This is a genomic window from Klebsiella sp. PK01 (assembly GCF_057624675.1).
In genome coordinates this window covers 439951-458720 of the sequence record NZ_JBYEZM010000003.1, presented here as the reverse complement: position 1 = coordinate 458720, position 18770 = coordinate 439951, and the positions used below count along the sequence as shown (strand labels likewise).

The 18770-nt window shown below is 47.1% G+C and carries 11 protein-coding genes and 1 tRNA gene; 7 read left to right on the top strand and 5 right to left on the bottom strand.

Annotated features, from left to right (window positions below; all coding sequences use genetic code 11):
- Positions 1–46: 46 nt before the first annotated feature.
- The gene (locus AC22LX_RS11805; RefSeq protein ID WP_049061503.1) at positions 47–979 is read right to left on the bottom strand and encodes an alpha/beta hydrolase; all 933 of its coding nucleotides are present in this window, start codon (positions 977–979) and stop codon (positions 47–49) included.
- Between the two features lie 1293 nt (positions 980–2272).
- Here AC22LX_RS11805 and AC22LX_RS11800 point away from each other — a divergent pair.
- The 5 genes from AC22LX_RS11800 to AC22LX_RS11780 all read left to right on the top strand — a co-directional run bounded on the left by AC22LX_RS11800 (position 2273) and on the right by AC22LX_RS11780 (position 12214).
- Positions 2273–2731: a phage tail assembly chaperone gene (locus AC22LX_RS11800; protein ID WP_047078369.1), complete on the top strand. Its 459-nt coding sequence runs from the start codon at positions 2273–2275 to the stop codon at positions 2729–2731.
- 137 nt (positions 2732–2868) lie between these two features.
- Positions 2869–7041 (top strand): phage tail protein, encoded by a 4173-nt coding sequence (locus AC22LX_RS11795; RefSeq protein WP_487333986.1) that lies wholly within the window; start codon positions 2869–2871, stop codon positions 7039–7041.
- A 234-nt stretch (positions 7042–7275) separates the two neighbouring features.
- Positions 7276–8721, top strand: coding sequence for a TolC family protein (locus tag AC22LX_RS11790; RefSeq protein WP_196798188.1), 1446 nt, complete (start codon positions 7276–7278; stop codon positions 8719–8721).
- Positions 8722–8734: 13 nt separating this feature from the next.
- Positions 8735–10870: a type I secretion system permease/ATPase gene (locus AC22LX_RS11785; protein ID WP_063447636.1), complete on the top strand. Its 2136-nt coding sequence runs from the start codon at positions 8735–8737 to the stop codon at positions 10868–10870.
- A 63-nt stretch (positions 10871–10933) separates the two neighbouring features.
- Positions 10934–12214 (top strand): beta-barrel domain-containing protein, encoded by a 1281-nt coding sequence (locus AC22LX_RS11780; RefSeq protein ID WP_487333985.1) that lies wholly within the window; start codon positions 10934–10936, stop codon positions 12212–12214.
- Between the two features lie 249 nt (positions 12215–12463).
- Here AC22LX_RS11780 and AC22LX_RS11775 read toward each other — a convergent pair whose 3' ends face one another.
- The gene (locus AC22LX_RS11775; protein WP_080986135.1) at positions 12464–12934 is read right to left on the bottom strand and encodes a hypothetical protein; all 471 of its coding nucleotides are present in this window, start codon (positions 12932–12934) and stop codon (positions 12464–12466) included.
- Positions 12931–13845, bottom strand: coding sequence for a winged helix-turn-helix domain-containing protein (locus AC22LX_RS11770; protein ID WP_049061651.1), 915 nt, complete (start codon positions 13843–13845; stop codon positions 12931–12933). The genes AC22LX_RS11775 and AC22LX_RS11770 overlap by 4 nt, the downstream gene beginning before the upstream one ends.
- A 232-nt stretch (positions 13846–14077) precedes the next feature.
- Here AC22LX_RS11770 and AC22LX_RS11765 point away from each other — a divergent pair, with 232 nt between their 5' ends.
- On the top strand, positions 14078–14641 hold the full coding sequence (locus tag AC22LX_RS11765) for a hypothetical protein (protein ID WP_063447594.1): 564 nt from the start codon (positions 14078–14080) through the stop codon (positions 14639–14641).
- Between the two features lie 607 nt (positions 14642–15248).
- Here AC22LX_RS11765 and AC22LX_RS11760 read toward each other — a convergent pair.
- Together AC22LX_RS11760 and AC22LX_RS11755 are read right to left on the bottom strand one after the other, a co-directional pair.
- Positions 15249–15324: transfer RNA gene (locus AC22LX_RS11760), tRNA-Phe, on the bottom strand.
- Between the two features lie 105 nt (positions 15325–15429).
- On the bottom strand, positions 15430–16143 hold the full coding sequence (locus AC22LX_RS11755) for a DUF554 domain-containing protein (protein ID WP_047078905.1): 714 nt from the start codon (positions 16141–16143) through the stop codon (positions 15430–15432).
- Between the two features lie 419 nt (positions 16144–16562).
- Between AC22LX_RS11755 and AC22LX_RS11750 the strand changes: the two genes are divergently transcribed.
- Positions 16563–18701 carry an ornithine decarboxylase gene (locus AC22LX_RS11750; RefSeq protein ID WP_045392096.1) on the top strand — a complete coding sequence of 713 codons (2139 nt, stop codon included), beginning with the start codon at positions 16563–16565 and terminating at the stop codon, positions 18699–18701.
- The last annotated feature ends 69 nt before the right edge of the window (positions 18702–18770 follow it).

The window sequence follows — 18770 nt, the reverse complement described above, 5'->3', positions numbered from 1 at the left end:
TGCTGTTAAAGGTTTCACTGCCCGTGTCATGCGGGCAGTGGCTGGATTAGTGGCAGTCTGGTACGCGTTCAGCTTTTTCACGGCTGATATCTAGCAGCGCGCTGCGGAAAGAGGCATTAAACATCGGTCCATGGCCCAGGCCCGGGAAATCCCAAACAGCGGCATCTACCTCTTTCTCTTTCAGCGTAGTCATCGCGGTATTCACTTTTGTTAGCACGTGATCAGCGTTCGAATCCCGCTTATCGCCCGGCGTCGCTGACCCTTCCATAATGACCAGACTTTTGCCGCAGTACGACGCAGGTTCGGCCGTCGTGATACGGCTAAGTAGCGCAAAGTTATCCCGGCTAAGCGATGGGCTGGCGCTATAGTAAGCGCGGAAGTACGAGGATGACAGCCAGGAGTCGAGCACAAACAGGCCGCCGAAGGAGTGGCCCCACAGGCCGCGGCGCTGCGGATTGATACTCAATCCTTGCTCCGCCTTAACGGCGATATGCGTTTCCAGCAGTTGACGGAAATCATGACTCCCCCCGCTTTTACGATCGGTTGGTGCCTGGCCGTTTCCTTTGACGGCAGGCGTATAATCATAGGACCGGCCCTTCAGATCGAAAGGCAGGTTGGTCTGATAGCCGACCGCGACGATCACCGGCGGCGATTGCGCCGTGAGCTGTTTGAGCAGCTCGTCAGACAGACGGTCCATTACCGCATTGCCGTCAAGCATATATAACACCGGGTAGCCGGTGGGCGGCGCGGCTTTGTTCGGCACTGCCGTCCACACCCGATAGTGGCGTGCGCCGTCGGCGGAGTCGAACTGATGGACGCTGAAGTGGTAAAAGGCCGAACCCTTTTCGGCGATATTGGGCCCCAGCGGCTGCATATCGGGTTTTGCTAAGACAGGAGCGCTGTAACTGAGCGTAAGGCAAGAGAAAATGGCAAAAAGCGTCCTGCGCGGGGGCGTGGAGCGAGACTCGCGGGCATACATCTGATGATTTTTCCTTTTCCGCCGGTGAATTTTAATTTTAGCCTGTACATACCGTTTGGGGGTACCGTGCCAGACAGGGTGTTAACAAAAACAATAATAAGAATAATTACCAATTTCATTTGAGGATTGCAATGATTAATAGGAATCGAATGAAAGCGGAAAGGCGTATAGGGCAAATCTCAGTTGTAGGGAATGGAGGGAATATCAGATCGGAGCAGTAAGCGCTCGGAAAGTAAGGATAAAAAGGAATGAGCGGGGACACGGTAGGTGATAGATATGGACTGATGTCTGCAATCAGTCACGCCATGCGACGTGTTTTGATGTTTATTATTATTAAAGGTTGGTATGTAAATAGAGAGATGTAAACGTTCGTGGTTAATACTGTGGTGGTAGGAATGTTTATTATGATGGTTTTTTATAAAGATGGATTTCTATTTTATCCAAATGGCGGATTTCTTATTTCACCATAATCTCCCGGTACATTGTTCTTGGTAAAGATAGTTGTATGGAGCATTTTTATAAAGTGTATTAACGCGGCAGGGGCCTTGCAAGCGGGAGAGAATATTATAAGGAGGGAAATATTCTCTCCCTTCACCGGAAAGTGAGGGAATGCCATAGGATAATGTGGCCATGGAACGTCCCGCATTTTTCTGGAAAGATGATAAGAAGTGCTTACGCTTTCCATTGATTTCAATTGTTTTTCTTTTTTGCAATCATGGAATTATACACTCGCCATAATGACACTATCAACATTCCAGACGCCGGACGTCGTTCGTCTGAAGGAACACCTCAGCGGCGTCCAGTCGCATTAGAGAATCGCCGTAACCCTTTCATACTACAGGTATAACCGGAGCCACTTCTGGTTATCGTTTTTCTTGCGGCTCTCTCCGGCCAGCGAGCCTGTTGATGGGCAGAGCATCGTCAAAAAAACGCCGTTTTTTTTATATCTTAAGTGCGTGGTAATTTGTTTTTTATCAATAGGTTATTGTGTTTCGCTAAGGTAAGTAAAGATAACTTTAGGGGTTGGGTAGATGTTGATAAGAATAATGAAGCTAACTTCATTTTAAATTAAGCGCAAAGCTTACTATCTTGGCATTTAATTCAATCTATTACTTTCTTTACCCTCAGCAGGAAAGAGGTTGTAGACGCTGGTGGTTTATTCATTGGCGCTGTGATAGCGCGTTTGAGTTGGCCGTAACCATCCCCGGTAATCGGGGGAAGCACATTGATTTTTCGGGGGGAGAGAGGGCGGTCTTCTCCTGAAACACTATTCATCCCGCCAGAGAAAACATTATGGAAACTAAAGAGTTTGTTCTGAACGACAAAAAATTCATGTTGGTAAAATTACAAGCGTGGAATCGCCTGATGTTTGTTGCGGATTTACAGAAAGATATTCTTACGCCGCTTCTGGATAACCTGGGCGAAAAATCTCTGGAAGGTGTTTTTTCAGCTGTATCCGAGCAGGGCGCTAAGCCAGATGTAATGAAGTTATTAAAATCACTGTCTGGTGTAATCGATAGTCGTAATTTAGAGAAATGGGTAAAAAGAGTACTCTCTGAGGGAATGATTGTTTCTATCAAAGAGGATGAACAAAAAGTAAAACTATCTTTCCACGAGCTTACAAAACTATTCTCGGCTCCGCAAGATATTATCATGCTGATGAAAGAAGCCATTGTATTTAATCTCGATGGCATTCTCGACATTATTAAGGGTATGGGAGGGAAAAAGGCTGATACACCGCAAATAAGCTAAAGAGGAGCTCAGGAGAATAGCTCTTCAAACTATAAGAAAATACATTGAATCAGAAATGGAATAGGGATGTTCCTGGGTGGTTTTGAGCTTATCACCGTGTGTTTTCTTTTTTATTAATAAATATGGACTGAATTTATATGAATGGAACAATAGATTTTTTCTCGCCAACAGGCGAAAAACTCGCAAGCACGGCAGAAATGACAGGGGCTGCCCCGGTCGAAAGCGGAGCGATCCGTTTACCTGTATCTGCGAGGGATGTCACGGGCGTACAAAAGGATAAGAACGCCCTTAATATCTTAATGAAAGATAATCAAAAAATCGTCATCGAAGACTTTTTTGGCGACACAAAAAAGAAGCTGGTTTTTGACGATGGTAAGGAGATTTTTGAGGCTGATTATCTCGACAAAGAACAATTCAATGGTCTGCAATTTAAACCATTACAGAGCTTTGAAGAGGTGTTTACCGCGGCTGAACCAGCCGCGAACGATAGCGATGTTTATGTATGGGTCGTGCCATTAATCGCCGCGGTTGCGATCGGTGGTCTCGCCATTGCCGCCGTTAATGATAACGACGACGGCGGTGATAATAGCCAGGATAAGGCCAAAGCCAAACTCAAGGAAGCGAAAGACGGCGCCAATCAGGCGATCGACACTATGGCGTACCTGAGCAGCGAACAGAAAGAAGCCGCTCACCAGGCCGTTGAAAATGCGACCACCGTAGATGAGGTGCAGAAAGCTCTGTCCGACGCCACGGCGAAAAATCTTGAAGAAGCCAAAGCCGATGCCAATCAGGCGATCGACGGCATGACGCATCTGAGCGATGAGCAGAGAGGGGCGGCTCAACAGGCGGTGAACGTTGCGACCGGCGTTGTGGGCGTAGAGGAAGCGCTTGCTGACGCGGTGGCGAAAAACCTTGAGGAAGGCAAAGCCGACGCCAGTGAGGCAATCAACGCCATGGCGTACCTGAGCGACGAACAGAAGGCTGAAGCTCAGAAAGCCGTTGATAATGCGAGCAGCGTCGACGAGGTGCAGAAAGCGCTGGCCGATGCCGTGGCGATAAACCTTGAGGAAGGTAAAGCCGACGCCAATGAAGCGATCGACAATATGGCGTACCTGAGCAACGAGCAGAAGGCCGAGGCACACCAGGCGATCAATGGCGCGACTGACATTGCGCAGGTGGAAAAAACCGAGGCCGATGCCGCGGCGACAAACCTTGAGGCAGGCAAAGCCGACGCCAACAAGGCGATCGACGATATGGCGTACCTGAGCAACGAGCAGAAAGCCGAGGCGCAGCAAGCGGTGAACGACGCGACCGACATTGCGGGCGTGGAAAAAGCGGTGGCCGATACCGCGGCGAAAAACCTTGAGGAAGGTAAAGCCGACGCCTATCAGGCGATCGACGATATGGCCTATCTGAGCGATGAGCAGAAAGAAGCGGCCCGCCAGGCGGTGAAAGACGCGACGGACCCGGCGGGGGTAGAGAAAGCGCTGACTGATGCCGTGGCGACAAACCTTGAGGAAGGTAAAGCCGACGCCAATAAGGCGATCGACGACATGACCTATCTCAGCGACGAGCAGAAAGAAGCGGCTCACCAGGCAGTGAACGACGCCACCGATATTGCGGGCGTGGAGAAAGCAGAGACTGCTGCCGCGGCGACAAACCTTGAGGAAGGCAAAGCCGACGCCAATAAGGCGATCGACGACATGACCTATCTCAGCGACGAGCAGAAAGAAGCGGCTCACCAGGCAGTGAACGACGCCACCGATATTGCGGGCGTGGAGAAAGCCGAAGCCGCCGCTGCCGCGAAAAACCTTGAGGAAGGCAAGGCCGACGCCAATAAGGCGATCGACGACATGGCCTATCTCAGCGACGAGCAGAAAGAAGCGGCTCACCAGGCAGTGAACGACGCCACCGATATTGCGGGCGTGGAGAAAGCAGAGACTGCTGCCGCGGCGACAAACCTTGAGGAAGGCAAAGCCGACGCCAACAAGGCGATCGACGACATGACCTATCTGAGCGACGAGCAGAAAGAAGCGGCTCACCAGGCAGTGAACGACGCGACAGGCGTGGCGGGCCTTGAGCAAGCGCTGGCCGATGCCACCAGCAATAACCTTGATGGCGCGAAAGATAGCGCCAACAAGGCGATCGACGCTATGGATAACCTGAGCAAGGATGAAAAGGACGCAGCGCATCAGGCGGTAAACGACGCCACCGATATCGCGGGGGTGGAGAAAGCTCAATCCGACGCCGCTACCCTCAATGCTGAAAACGAACCGTCATTCCTGGAAGATATTCTCAGCGGCATCTGGAATGCGATTATTGCCATTCCGAAAGGATTGTTAGAAGCACTTAAATCGGTTATTCCGATGTTAAGTGATTACCACTTTTTGCTCGAATCCGCGCCTGCGGCACTGACCGGCGTCGCCCTGGTCGCCTGGGAGGCATTCGTTGAAGTCATTCACGTGCCATTAAGTTTTATTTCCAACATGGTTCAGTGGGTGACAGGATTTATCACCGGTATTCTGGGAGGGATTTGGGGACCATTAGGAACCATTCCGCAAATCTTTAATGGTTTACTGATTCTCGTAGATGGCCTGGGTAACGGCTTTAAAATTATTGTAGAGAGTATCGGTGTTGGTCTTATTAGCCTGCCTGCGATCGTTACCGGCGCCATAGGTTGGGTGATAACCCTGGTTAAAGGATTTACCGCTTTACTAAACGGTGATTCCTCCGCAATGGAAGATTTCGTCGCTGATTTCTCGCAATCGCTATTGCAAAACCCACTGATTCCATTAGTACTGGGCGACTTGTTCGTCGCTATTATGGCTATTCCTAAGCTAGGTGTTGAGGTTATAAGCGTCATTGCCGAATGGGTTTTGGGGATTATTACCGGATTCCTGCAGTTTATTCCGGGATTAATACCGATTGCCAGTGTGGTTTCAGATTTCACGTTGGCCATTGATGGCGTTCTTATTGCTATTCATTATGGCTTAAGTAATGTTGTTAACCTGGTCACGAAACTGGGTATGGCGTTGATTATGGGTCTCCCGATTGCCATGAGTGCTGGGACATCGGCGGTAACCATAGTTGAAGCCTTTATAAAAGGCATGCTGGGTTTAAACTCGGATTCCGATACTCCAGATACGCCAATTAATAATTTTATTGACTCTATTATTGACTTTATTTCTTCGCCGATCGAAGGCCTCAAGAATATTTTTTCTTCTATTTCCAATAGCATTCAGGATTTCTTTAAAGATCCGGCCGCCTTTATTGGGAATGTGATCCAGAGTGCTATTGATGTTATTCTTGCGCCATGCAAGTTTATTATTGATACAGTAGGTTCTATTATTGATTTTATTGCCGCGCCGTTTGAGGCTATCGGCAAAGTTATTGGTAATCTCATAGAATGCATTGGTAACTTCCTCAGCGATCCGTTTGGCGCTATTGGTAACATATTCCAGGATATCATAGATATTATTCTTGCGCCGTGTAAGTTCTTTATTGACACGGCTAGCTCCATCTTTAATTTTATTACTAATCCGATTGATTCGATATTAAAACTGCTCGGCGATCCTCTAACATTGATGGTCAAATTTATTAGCGACCCAGTCGGAACGGTTACAGATATTATTAACTCGGTCATTGATGCCATCTTGAGTCCATTTAAGGGAATCATTGATTTTGTCTCCGAAGTTATTTATGGCATCACTCATCCGCTGGAAACGATCTCTAATATCATTAACGATATTGTCGCGAAAATTTTTGGCGGCTCCTCCAATGACAATGTGGCCGCCAATGCGCTCAATACTTTAGCTGATTCCGTTGAAACTGCTGCCGAGGCGGCGAAACCAGCGGCTGAAACCCTTGATAAACTGCTCGTTAGCGCAGAAAAAACGGTTGATAATCTTCTGGAAAAATCTGTGGGTGAAGGCAGCGAGAAAAGTTTGTCTACTGATGATTTGGCCACCATGACCAATACGCTTAATGAGTTAGCCACTTACTCTGATAGCAACGTAACTTCGCTTAACGAAATGGTTGATTCGCAGACTTCTCAGGCTTCACAGGCTTCTAAGGAAGCAGTAAACGAAGAGTTGACTGATGAACAGCTCGCTTCGCTGACGGAGGAAAATAATGCCAACGATATCAATTTGGATTCTCTGGTAGGTGAAGAAAACAATTCCGTCGTGGCAGAAAACAAAGTTACTGAACAGCAACAAGGTGCTGAAGATTCTGGAGAATATAACTCACTGAATCAAATCGTCAATCAGCTACAGCTAAATGAAGAAAGTTATCAGTATGCTGCTGCTTAATTCTAAGTAATACCTTTCCCGGCTGCTACATCGGTTAGCCGCCGGGATTGGTCAGCCACATAGCTTTACAGTATGTGGTTCTCAACGGTGTCATGAGATGTACCTTCATGCACGATACCAGATATACATCATCATGGAATGATAACGCGTTGTATTTATAATTCAGGGAGCTATCCAGTGGGACTTACTCATAAAGCACGACTCTATTTATCCGTTGCCATAGGAAATCTGTTAATGATTGCTAGTGCTTCCTGTGAGCTTATCACTTTTCCCGTTTCATTTGTTAATGAGGATAAATCATCAACGTCACCAGAAACTCCACAACCAAATAAGCCACTGTCCAATGATGCCCCAGTTGTATATGCTAAACCGGTTGAAAAAACTCAACTTGCAAAACAACTGCCGCCTGCTGCACCTGCAGATACGGTTATAAAAAATATTATTTCTTCAAAAGAAAAATATAATCTGCACAGCGCAATGCTGATGGCCGTTAGCTGGCACCCGGAAATTAAACGGGCAATAGCTGAATCGGAAAGACTAAAGTCGATGATAGATGAGGTTAAATCTGCATATTATCCTAATGTGCAAATGGGCCTTAATTCCGGTATCGCCAAAGATGATTATAGTGATGATAATAATAAAACCAATCAACTCAACTTATCAGTTGAGCAGATGATTTATGATTTTGGTAGCACCAGTGACCGGGTTGAGCTCTCTCAACTGAATGTCGCCAGCGCCAGCTACGAAATAGAAAAAGAGATTAATGATATTCTTTATCAGACGATTGGCGCCTATTTGCAAATAGTCCGCTATCATCAACTCAGCGCTGCGGCAAAGGAACGTATTGACGGTTTTTCTAAGATCAAAGATTTAACGAAAAAACGCGTTGCTTTGGGGGCCAGCGCTGAATCTGATTACTCTCAGGCAAACCTCAGAGTAGCCGAGGCACTCTCAAATTATAATGATTATATTTCGCAATATAAAAAATGGCTGGCTACGCTGGATCATTTATTAAATAAAAAAATATCAGCCAGTATTATCATGGAGTTCCCGGCTGAAATCGAAGAACTCTATAATAATATCTTACGTGATAATCCAGTTAATATTGACTCACCGGCAATCAGGGTTGCCAGAGCTAAAATTGATATAGCCAAAAAACAAATCGATGTTCAGAAGAATGAATATTATCCGACAATAACGTTGGCGCCTTACTATGAACATGATTTGACTGAACAATCGACTAACAATGGCACCACCAAAAACCGCGACCGTTATGGCGCATTTATTAATGTAAAAGTCCCGCTTTATCAGGGCGGATCTGTATCCTCTAAGGTACAGCAAGCACAAGATGCGCTCAATACTGCGCAATTTAACTTAGATGCTGAAAAGAATAATGCCGATCAGAGAATAATGGAATATTCGAGCCAAATGCGAAACACCAAAATTAGCCTCGAAAACAAACGCGAAAGGGAGCAGAGCGCTATAAGAACGCGTAATCTTTATATGTCACAGTACCTGGAGTTGGGGGCTCGTTCGGTTTCCGATTTAACTAGCGCTGAAGCCGAGATCCATCAGACCAAAGCCGACATCATTAATAGTCATTATACTTTGTCGAACCTTGCCATGGAAAGTCTGTACTACGCTGGCAAATTAATTAATTTAATGAAAAATAAAGGATGATATAGTGCAAGATATGGATTTCTTTTCCTCTATGGAAAGTGACAGTGGCGCCAAAGAGTACTATCTGGAGCAGTGGAAAAGCGCGTTAGTGACTATCGCGCACCATTATCGTCTCAATGTTTCAGAACAGAATATCCTGATAACATCTTTATGGCATGATAAAGATTCAAGCAGTAAAGTTGTAGAGATTATGAGTCGCCGGGCAGGGCTTTCTTTTAAGGAAGACGCTGTTGCGGGTTATCGTTTTAATTCGTGGTTGTTTCCGCAAGTGCTGGAAATGAAAGATGGCCGTCTGGCCATTATCAAGAGTATTGATGAAGATAAAAATTTTGTTGTCTCGTTTATTGAAGATAATGAGCTGATCTCACTATTACAAGAAGATGAGGTCCGCGCTGAAGGTCGTAGAATTATCACGCTGCGCCCGGCCAAAAATGTCTCCGATCCTCGCATTGATGATTACATCAAGCCGGCTGAAAAGTACTGGGTCTGGAAAATTATTTTTGCCGACATGAAACCATACTATCTGGTCATACTGGGGTCTCTGTTTGTCAATGTGCTTGGTCTGGCCGGTATTACTTACTCTATGCAGACCTACGACCGCGTCATTCCAGCACAGTCACATCCTACAATGTGGGTGCTTTTCATTGGTGTGATCCTGGCGCTTATTTTTGATTTCACCTTGCGCTTAATTCGCTATAGCGTAACTGATATCCTCGGCAAGCGTGCAGACTTGATTATTTCAGACAGGGTCTTTGGTCGTGCCTTGAGGATTAAAAACCCTTATCGCCCGAAATCAACAGGGTCGTTTATTTCTCAGCTAAAGGAACTGGAACAGGTTCGTGAAATGATGACTTCGTCAACCGTCGTTGCCATCACGGATTTACCGTTCTTCTTTATGTTCCTGGTAATTATCTATTTTTTGGGGGGAATTGTCTTCCTCGTACCTTTAGCTGGGGCCATTCTTATGGTGCTTCCTGGTCTATTAAGTCAAAAGAAACTGTTCAGGTTAGCCAACACGGCTACGCGAGAATCCAGTCTGCGTAACGCCATGCTGGTCGAAACGGTTCAAGGGCTGGACGACATCAAATTTTTGCAAGCCGAGCATCGCTTTCAACAGCAATGGCTGCACTACATTAAGACGACGGCAGAAAACAGTCTGGAATTAAAGCATCTGACGCATACCTTAACAACCTGGTCATATTTCGTCCAGAGTTCGGTGTTTGTATGCCTGGTACTGGTAGGAACTCCCTTTGTTATGTCCGGCGATCTGTCAACCGGGGCATTAGTGGCCTCATCCATTCTGAGCTCAAGAATGATGGCGCCTATTGCGCAAATAGCGAGCATCATAACTCGTTGGCAACAAACCAAAGTCGCGATGACTGGTCTCGACTCGATAATGCAATTACCCATCGATCAACCGGAACATCAACGGTTGATTCACAAGAAATTTATCGAAGGCCAGTATTCGATTACCAACGCGGCTTTTACGCATCAGGTAGACGGTCAGAAAATCGCGGTGAGTATTGATTCGCTGGAGATCAAAGCGGGTGAGCGTATTGCCATTCTTGGGCGCAATGGTTCGGGTAAGTCATCGCTGTTAAACGCGCTTTCAGGGATGATGCATCAGAAGTCCGGCGAAGTAATTCTGGATGGTATCAATATTAATGATATCGATCCCGCCGATCTGCGTCGTGATGTTGGATACCTGAGCCAAAACTCTCGACTATTTTTCGGTTCGCTTCGTGAAAATATTACACTGGGATCCCCCTTGGCCCAGGATGAAGATATTATTGAAGCCATTAAGATAACCGGTGCCATTAATTTCATCAACCAGCTACCATCGGGTTTAGATTATATTATCCAGGAGGGTGGGCACGGTCTTTCTGGCGGACAGCAGCAGACTATTCTGTTGGCTCGACTGGTATTGCGTAATCCTAATATTGTTATTATGGATGAACCCACTTCCTCACTGGATGATGTGACAGAAGATGAGTTCGTCAAAAAAATGAACAACTGGATTTCCGGTAAAACAGTTATTATTGCTACCCATCGTAAGAAAATATTGGATCTTGTTAATCGAACTATCGTGGTGTCTGGCGGTAGGGTGGTGTTAGATAAACGCAAAGATGAAATTATTGATGATATGTAATTAATATATTGCCACTAATTATATCATTATATTTCGCCCAGCTATTTTAAATGATGGTTTTTAATGAAAAATATACCAGGAAAAGTAAAAAAGAATTTTATACTTACAAAGGACTTTTGTAAGAATGTTTTTTTTACAACGGATAAGGATGCGACTCATAGGGTACGAGAGACTGACGAGTTTACGCTTGCCGACACGCATGGCGGCGTTAAGACTAGCCGGGCATTGTATATATTGCTCAGCGTTATCTTTTTTCTCAGCGTATTTTTGCTGTGGGCTTCTATGTTTAGTATTGATGAAGTCTCGAAAGGCGATGGGAGGGTTATCCCCAGCTCGAAAGAGAAGATCATTCAATCTCTTGATGGTGGGATTCTCGATAGAATCAACGTTACTGAAGGACAGATAGTTCAGGTGGGGGATATTATTGCTAATCTGGATACGATAAGAACCCAGGCTGCAGTGATGGAATCTGAATCCAAATATCGGGCGCTATTGGCCAGCAAAGTTAGACTTTTGGCGGAGATTAGCAATCGTCCTTTAGTTTTTCCTGATGAATTACATGATTTTGCAGAAATCACCGATAGAGAAATGGTGCTTTATACTTCGCGGAAAAATAATTATATCGCGTCGATGAAAGATATTCAGGCGTCAAGAGTATTATTGAATAACGAACTCGCGATTAACACTCGACTTATGGCCCAGGGGGCGTCAAGTAAAGTTGATGTTATCAGACTCAGGAAGCAGCTCGTCGATCTGAATATGAAAGAATCAGAGCTAAACTACAACTATCAGGTAAAATCTGGAGAGGAACTATCGAGAATTTCCGGAGAAGTTGATTCGTTATATCAGAAGATCATCGGTCAGCGCGATCTACTGAAAAAATCGACCATCACTTCTCCAGTCAGGGGCATTGTGAAAAATATTGAAGTTAACACTATTGGTGGCGTCATTCCCCCAAATGGAACTATCATGAACATCGTTCCCCTTGATGACCGATTACTTATCGAGGCTAAAATATTGCCACGTGATATCGCTTTTATTCATCCAGGACAGCGTGCGATCGTCAAAATCACCGCCTATGACTACTCAATCTATGGGGGACTGGATGGTGAGGTGGTAACAATTTCACCTGACACGATTTCCGATCCTCAAAAACCGGAAGTTGTTTTTTATCTTGTTTATATCAGAACCACGAAGGACCATTTGCAAACTAAAGATAATAAACAGCACTTTATTTCTCCTGGGATGGTGGCGAGTGTAGATATCAAGACCGGCAAAAAGACAATCCTTCAGTACCTGATTAAACCATTTAACAAGGTTGGTGAAGCGCTTAGGGAAAGATAGCCAGATGGGGCTTATGCTGGCGAATCACCGTATGTCAAAACTAAAACGGGTTTCTGTCACCAGGGGGGCGTCATACCAGATGCGTCCCCCTGGACCGGGAGAGGAAAAGCAACCGGAGGTAATAGAAGGCGTCCGGTTTATTATCATTAATATCCGCGTGGCGTCTCAACGATCTCACGACGACGTCGCGGAATCGACTCCCACAATTGCTGACTGGTGACCAGTAAAATATATCTTGTTGATAATACATTAACCTGATTGATTACAATAAAAAACAGGCATGCGATGCACGAAAATTATCGGGATATTGAAGCCATCCCGCTTGAGTTGTATGGTAAGGTCTTTTCCTGTCTGATAAAAAAATTCGGGGAGATGAATATTTACATTTCCTTTTTCACTGTTATCTCCGTAAAACTTCTCTACTCTTTTACTGTGAAAAGTATAAATATCATCCATTCTTGTATAGGTAAAACTAATCACTCTCCTGATATTTATCCGAATACCATTGTCTACCGCATAACCATACATTGTTAACTCGCCTTTATTACCGCCAAAAATAAAACCATAACTTGCATCTAATTTAAAATCATTGTTAATGAGAGTATGGCGGCTATGGCATGAAATAGCACTGTCGGTATTAAATGGAGAGGGTAAATAAAAATATACCCCTGCAAAAGCGCCTAAACATGCAAGTGAGCATAAAATGGATTTATATCTCATGGTGTTTCCTCTAATTCTCTCGCTATGGTAACGGAGCGACAGTCTTGTTGTTTTTTATTATATGTAGCGCAGTTGATTATGTTTATTTTTGATTGCATCGGAGATACGGTAAAAAAAACGTTCTCTTTATTAAAGCAGGGTAACCCGACACTTTTCATTATGTTTTTAATTTCATTTTCAGAATATTGATCACCTATAGTGTAGATGAAGCAGTTCGTGGATGAGAGTTGGTTATAAGATTTGAATATATTATCATTAGTGAAGCTTATGTACATGAATCCCAATACGGTTATCAGTATTAATAATATAGCTCCGGTGAATAAAACGTAGCGGGTTTTTATTTGTAATCTATTCTTTTTCGCAACCTGAATCGTTGACGTGAGGACCATATCAGAACCAAATTCGGGAGGAAGCGATACAGGTATCTCCTCGGTGAAGTGTTTTTTGCCGATTTCAACGGACGGCACTGGTTCTATATCCTTTTCCGCTGTGCCTTCTGGTGTTTGATTACTCTCATTGAGTTGAAACGCCGGGGGGGTATCCTGCGTAATTAATACACTGACACTATTGTTAAAAATAATACCATGACGTGGGACGGTTTCAATAACATCACATAATTCCAGCTGTGCCAGTTTTCTACGTAGATGTAGTATGCTCTGATAAAAAGTATTAGAACTCACTGTGGACTCTCGCTTCAAGCCCCAGGCGTACAGGATTAGCTCATCCTGAGATACAAGACGTCCTTGGTTTTTTAATAATCTATCCAGACAAAGGCTTGCTGGAACATGAAGTTTAAGTTTTGTTCCAGTATTCATGTCCTCTATTGTTCTGCGAAATGGAATAAATTTAACACGACCATTAATTATAAAGTAATGATTATTTTTTGAGCCGCTTTCTTTTTCTTCGATCATTAAAAAATCCTTTTATATTAATGGTTTATTTCTTCCGCGCTAAGACGAGTAGGATAACTTAATATGAAATAAAATCTCTAAATTAAGGCATAACTAAAGTGAATAAGAATAAGAAATGACTTTTCAGTGTAAACCAATCAGAAAACTATCTATTCTTCACAATAGAAAGCGAAGCGCTTTATTAGTTTGCTTTGTAATAAAAAAAGAATCAACAACAACAATGAATTTCAGAATGATTAAAATTGATGATGATTTATCTGTTATACATTGTGCTTTGACGATGGAATATCATTTTTATGTCAAGAATCAATATGTAAAATTGGGTCTTGATACGATGTATGATGAGCTTAGACTGGGTGAAAAAAGTAAAATATATATACTTGAGGAGCTTGGTTTCCTTAGTGTCTATACTTTATTATATATGATTCATTTGATTTATGAACGCAGGGATGCCTCAATCATCATACTGAGCGATAGAATCGTTCAGGGAGATGCGTCTTTGTTCTTTGTATCAAAACGTTCATCAATAGATGAGTGGCGTAAAATATTACTGGTTGATAATTCAAAACAAATTAAAGTATTAATTTCGTATTACTATTCAATTTGCAATGGGGAAGGGTTAACCCAACAGGCGCATGCTGTTTTACTGATGACCCGGGGAATTAAAACCATTGGCTCTATATGCAATACGTTGAATCTTAACAGGAAACAAGTTTCATATTATCACTCAAAACTCAAAGAGAAACTTGGTTTGCATGACCCGATGTTATTTTATAACTATCTCAACTGGTTATAACAGCGCGCTGGCCCCGAAGGGGTGAGCCGCGTTGCGGCGAATAATCGAACGCAGTTCGATGAAGAGTCCGGTTGCAGAAAAGCAAAAACCCAGCCATAGGCTGGGTTCTCTGAATAAGTGGTGCCCGGACTCGGACTAACGCCGCAGGCGTTGAACAGCACGCTTGTCGCGCTGGCCCCGAAGGGGTGAGCCGCGTTGCGGCGAATAATCGAACGCAGTTCGATGAAGAGTCCGGCCTCAGAAAAGCAAAAACCCGCCTTTTGGGCGGGTTCTTTAAATAGTGGTGCCCGGACTCGGACTAACGCCGCAGGCGTTGAACAGCGCGCTTGTCGCGCTGGCCCCGAAGGGGTGAGCCGCGTTGCGGCGAATAATCGAACGCAGTTCGATGAAGAGTCCGGCCGCAGAAAAGCAAAAACCCGCCTTTTGGGCGGGTTCTTTAAATAGTGGTGCCCGGACTCGGACTAACGCCGCAGGCGTTGAACAGCGCGCTTGTCGCGCTGGCCCCGAAGGGGTGAGCCGCGTTGCGGCGAATAATCGAACGCAGTTCGATGAAGAGTCCGGCCGCAGAAAAGCAAAAACCCGCCTTTTGGGCGGGTTCTTTAAATAGTGGTGCCCGGACTCGGAATCGAACCAAGGACACGGGGATTTTCAATCCCCTGCTCTACCGACTGAGCTATCCGGGCAACGGGGCGCATTAAACCTGATTCACCGCGCCTCGTCAACGAAATTTATAAATTTCGCAGCAGACTGCACAATCTATCACCACTTTGCCGTAAAAGCACGCGTCGTCAGGCAAAAAAGGCCGTCCACGCGACCGAAATCGGCATTGCCAGCAGCAGGGCGGGGAGCATATTGACCACTGCGAACATCTTAATCCCGCAGATACGCAGGCCGGTCGCCACCAGCAGCATACCGCCGACGGCGCTGAAGTCGGCCATCATCATCGGCGTGGTCAGCGGCATGATAAGCGAGGCGCAGGCCGCCAGACTAAGCTGAATCAGCAGCATCGGCACACAGATTGCCGACACCGCCAGCCCCAGGGTGCAGGCGAAAATCGTGGCGGTGAAAAAGTCGAGAAACGCTTTGGCGATAAGGATGCTGGCGTCGCCGGTCATTCCTTCGCGCATGGCGCCAAAAACGCCGGTACCGCTGGCGCAAAACAACACGATGATCGCCACGTAGCTCTGAATATAAGACTCGTGGGCCGAGGCCTTTTTCCTGCCCTTTGGCGACAATAGTTGCTGGAGTTTGCTCACCAGGGTATTGATGCCTTTCTCCATATTACACACTTCGCCGAGTAGCGCGCCGACCAGCGTCGCCAGCACCATCACCGGCAGGTTGGCGCACTTGATGACCAGTAAAATACCAATCCCTAGTGATGCCAGCCCGAAAATCGAGGTCATCGAGGCGCGGATCCGTTCCGGCAATCGTTGGCTCAGCAGCGCGCCCAATACGCCGCCGGCAAGCACCGCGCTGGCGTTAATAAATGGCCCTATAACCAAAGTAAACTCCTGTTAATTATTCCTGATGTCCGCATTATTATGGCCATGTTTTGCCGCGAAGGCTTGCGGATACGTGGGGAGAATGCATATGGATTTCATCTTGCGCCACTTTCGGAAAGGTGCCATGATTGCGCGGATTTTCACCTCTTTACCCTGAGGCCGCCGGGATGACGACATCGCCATTACATCGCCGTTGCCGCTGCGTACTGCTGCGTGGTTTGCCTCATTCCTTACTCCCCCAGTTCACCATGCGGTGAAGGCCACGTATGCTCACTGTAGGACAACAGTAAGATCGGACGCGTCTGCTTTTACTGATGTCCGGCGGTCGGAGCTGAATTCCGTCAGACCCGGACACATCGTTGGGCAAGTCTCCACCTTTGCCTGAGATTTTTACACTCCCGATACGGGCATTTGCGCTTATGAAATCTATGCACATTGCCGCCAGCTGCGAGCTGGTCTCCCGTCTGTCCACCCATCGTCAGGTTGTGGCGCTGGACAGCACTGATTTTACCGATGCGGCAGCGGTCGTCATCACCGCGGCGGATAGCCGCAGCGGTATCCTGGCCCTGCTCAAGCGCAGCGGATTCAATCTGCCGGTCTATCTGTTTAGCGAAACGCAAACGGATAAGCCGGAAGGAGTCGTCGCGGTGATTAGCGGCAAAGAGCAGGAGTGGCTGGAGCTGGAAGCGGCCGCCTGCGGCTATGAAGAGAAACTACTGCCGCCGTTTTTTAATACGCTTAGCCAGTACGTTGAGATGGACAACAGTACTTTCGCCTGTCCCGGCCATCAGCATGGCGCGTTCTTTAAAAAGCATCCGGCGGGCCGCCAGTTCTACGAGTTTTTCGGCGAGAACGTTTTTCGCGCCGACATGTGCAACGCCGACGTCAAGCTCGGCGATCTGCTGATCCATGAAGGTTCGGCGAAGCACGCGCAGAAATTTGCGGCAAAAGTTTTCAATGCCGATAAAACCTACTTCGTGCTTAATGGCACTTCCGCGGCGAACAAGGTCGTGACCAATGCGCTGCTGACCCGCGGCGATCTGGTACTGTTCGATCGCAACAACCATAAATCAAACCACCATGGCGCGCTGATCCAGGCCGGGGCGACGCCGGTCTATCTGGAAGCCGCGCGCAACCCGTTCGGCTTTATCGGCGGCATCGACGACCACTGCTTTGATGAAACCTACCTGCGCGAGCTGATCCGCGAGGCGGCGCCGGAAAAAGCCGACGCGCCGCGCCCGTTCCGCCTGGCGGTGATCCAGCTGGGCACCTATGACGGCACGGTGTATAACGCGCGCCAGGTGGTGGATAAAATCGGCCATCTCTGCGATTACATCCTGTTTGACTCGGCGTGGGTCGGTTACGAGCAGTTTATCCCGATGATGGCTGACTGCTCGCCGCTGCTGTTGGATCTCAATGAAAACGATCCGGGCATTTTTGTGACGCAATCGGTGCATAAGCAGCAGGCCGGTTTTTCGCAGACCTCGCAAATTCACAAGAAAGATAACCATCTGCGCGGCCAGGCGCGTTTCTGCCCGCATAAGCGGCTGAATAACGCCTTTATGTTGCATGCTTCCACCAGTCCGTTTTATCCGCTGTTCGCCTCGCTCGATGTGAATGCCAAAATCCACGAAGGAGAGAGCGGTCGGCGGCTGTGGGCGGAGTGCGTTGAGCTGGGTATTGAAGCGCGTAAAGCGATACTGGCGCAGTGTAAATTATTGCGGCCGTTTGTGCCGCCGCTGGTCGGCGGGAAACCGTGGCAGGAGCATTCGACGGCGACTATCGCCAGCGAACGGCGCTTCTTTAGCTTCGAACCGGGCGCGAGCTGGCACGGCTTTAGCGGGTATGCTGACAATCAATACTTTGTCGATCCGTGTAAGCTGCTGCTGACCACGCCGGGTATCGATGCCGATAGCGGAGACTATACCGAGTTTGGCATCCCGGCGACCATCCTGGCGCACTACCTGCGCGAAAACGGCATCGTGCCGGAGAAGTGCGATCTCAATTCGATTTTGTTCCTGCTGACGCCGGCCGAAAGCGCGGAGAAACTGGCGCGACTGGTGGCGATGCTGGCCCAGTTCGAACAGCATATCGAAGCGGATTCGCCGCTTGCTGAGGTATTGCCGACGATTTACAACAAATACCCGGTTCGCTACCGCGATTACACCATTCGCCAGCTGTGTCAGGAAATGCACGATCTGTACGTCAGTTTTGATGTTAAAGACCTGCAAAAGGCGATGTTCCGCAAGCAGAGTTTCCCGCCGGTGGTGATGAACCCGCAGGACGCCAACCGCGAATTTATCCGCGGCAACGTTGAGCTGGTGCGCCTGTGCGAGGCCGAAGGCCGCATCGCGGCGGAAGGGGCGCTACCGTATCCGCCGGGCGTGCTGTGCGTGGTGCCGGGCGAGATCTGGGGAGGCGCGGTGCTGCGCTACTTCCTTGCGCTGGAAGAGGGAGTCAATATGCTGCCGGGCTTTTCGCCGGAGCTGCAGGGGGTTTATAGCGAAACGGATGCCGATGGTATTAAGCGGTTGTATGGGTATGTGTTGATAGCCTAAGCCGGGACCAGGCATTGTGCGCGTATTTTGCCGGATGACGGCTGGCGCCTTATCCGGCCTACGGTCCGT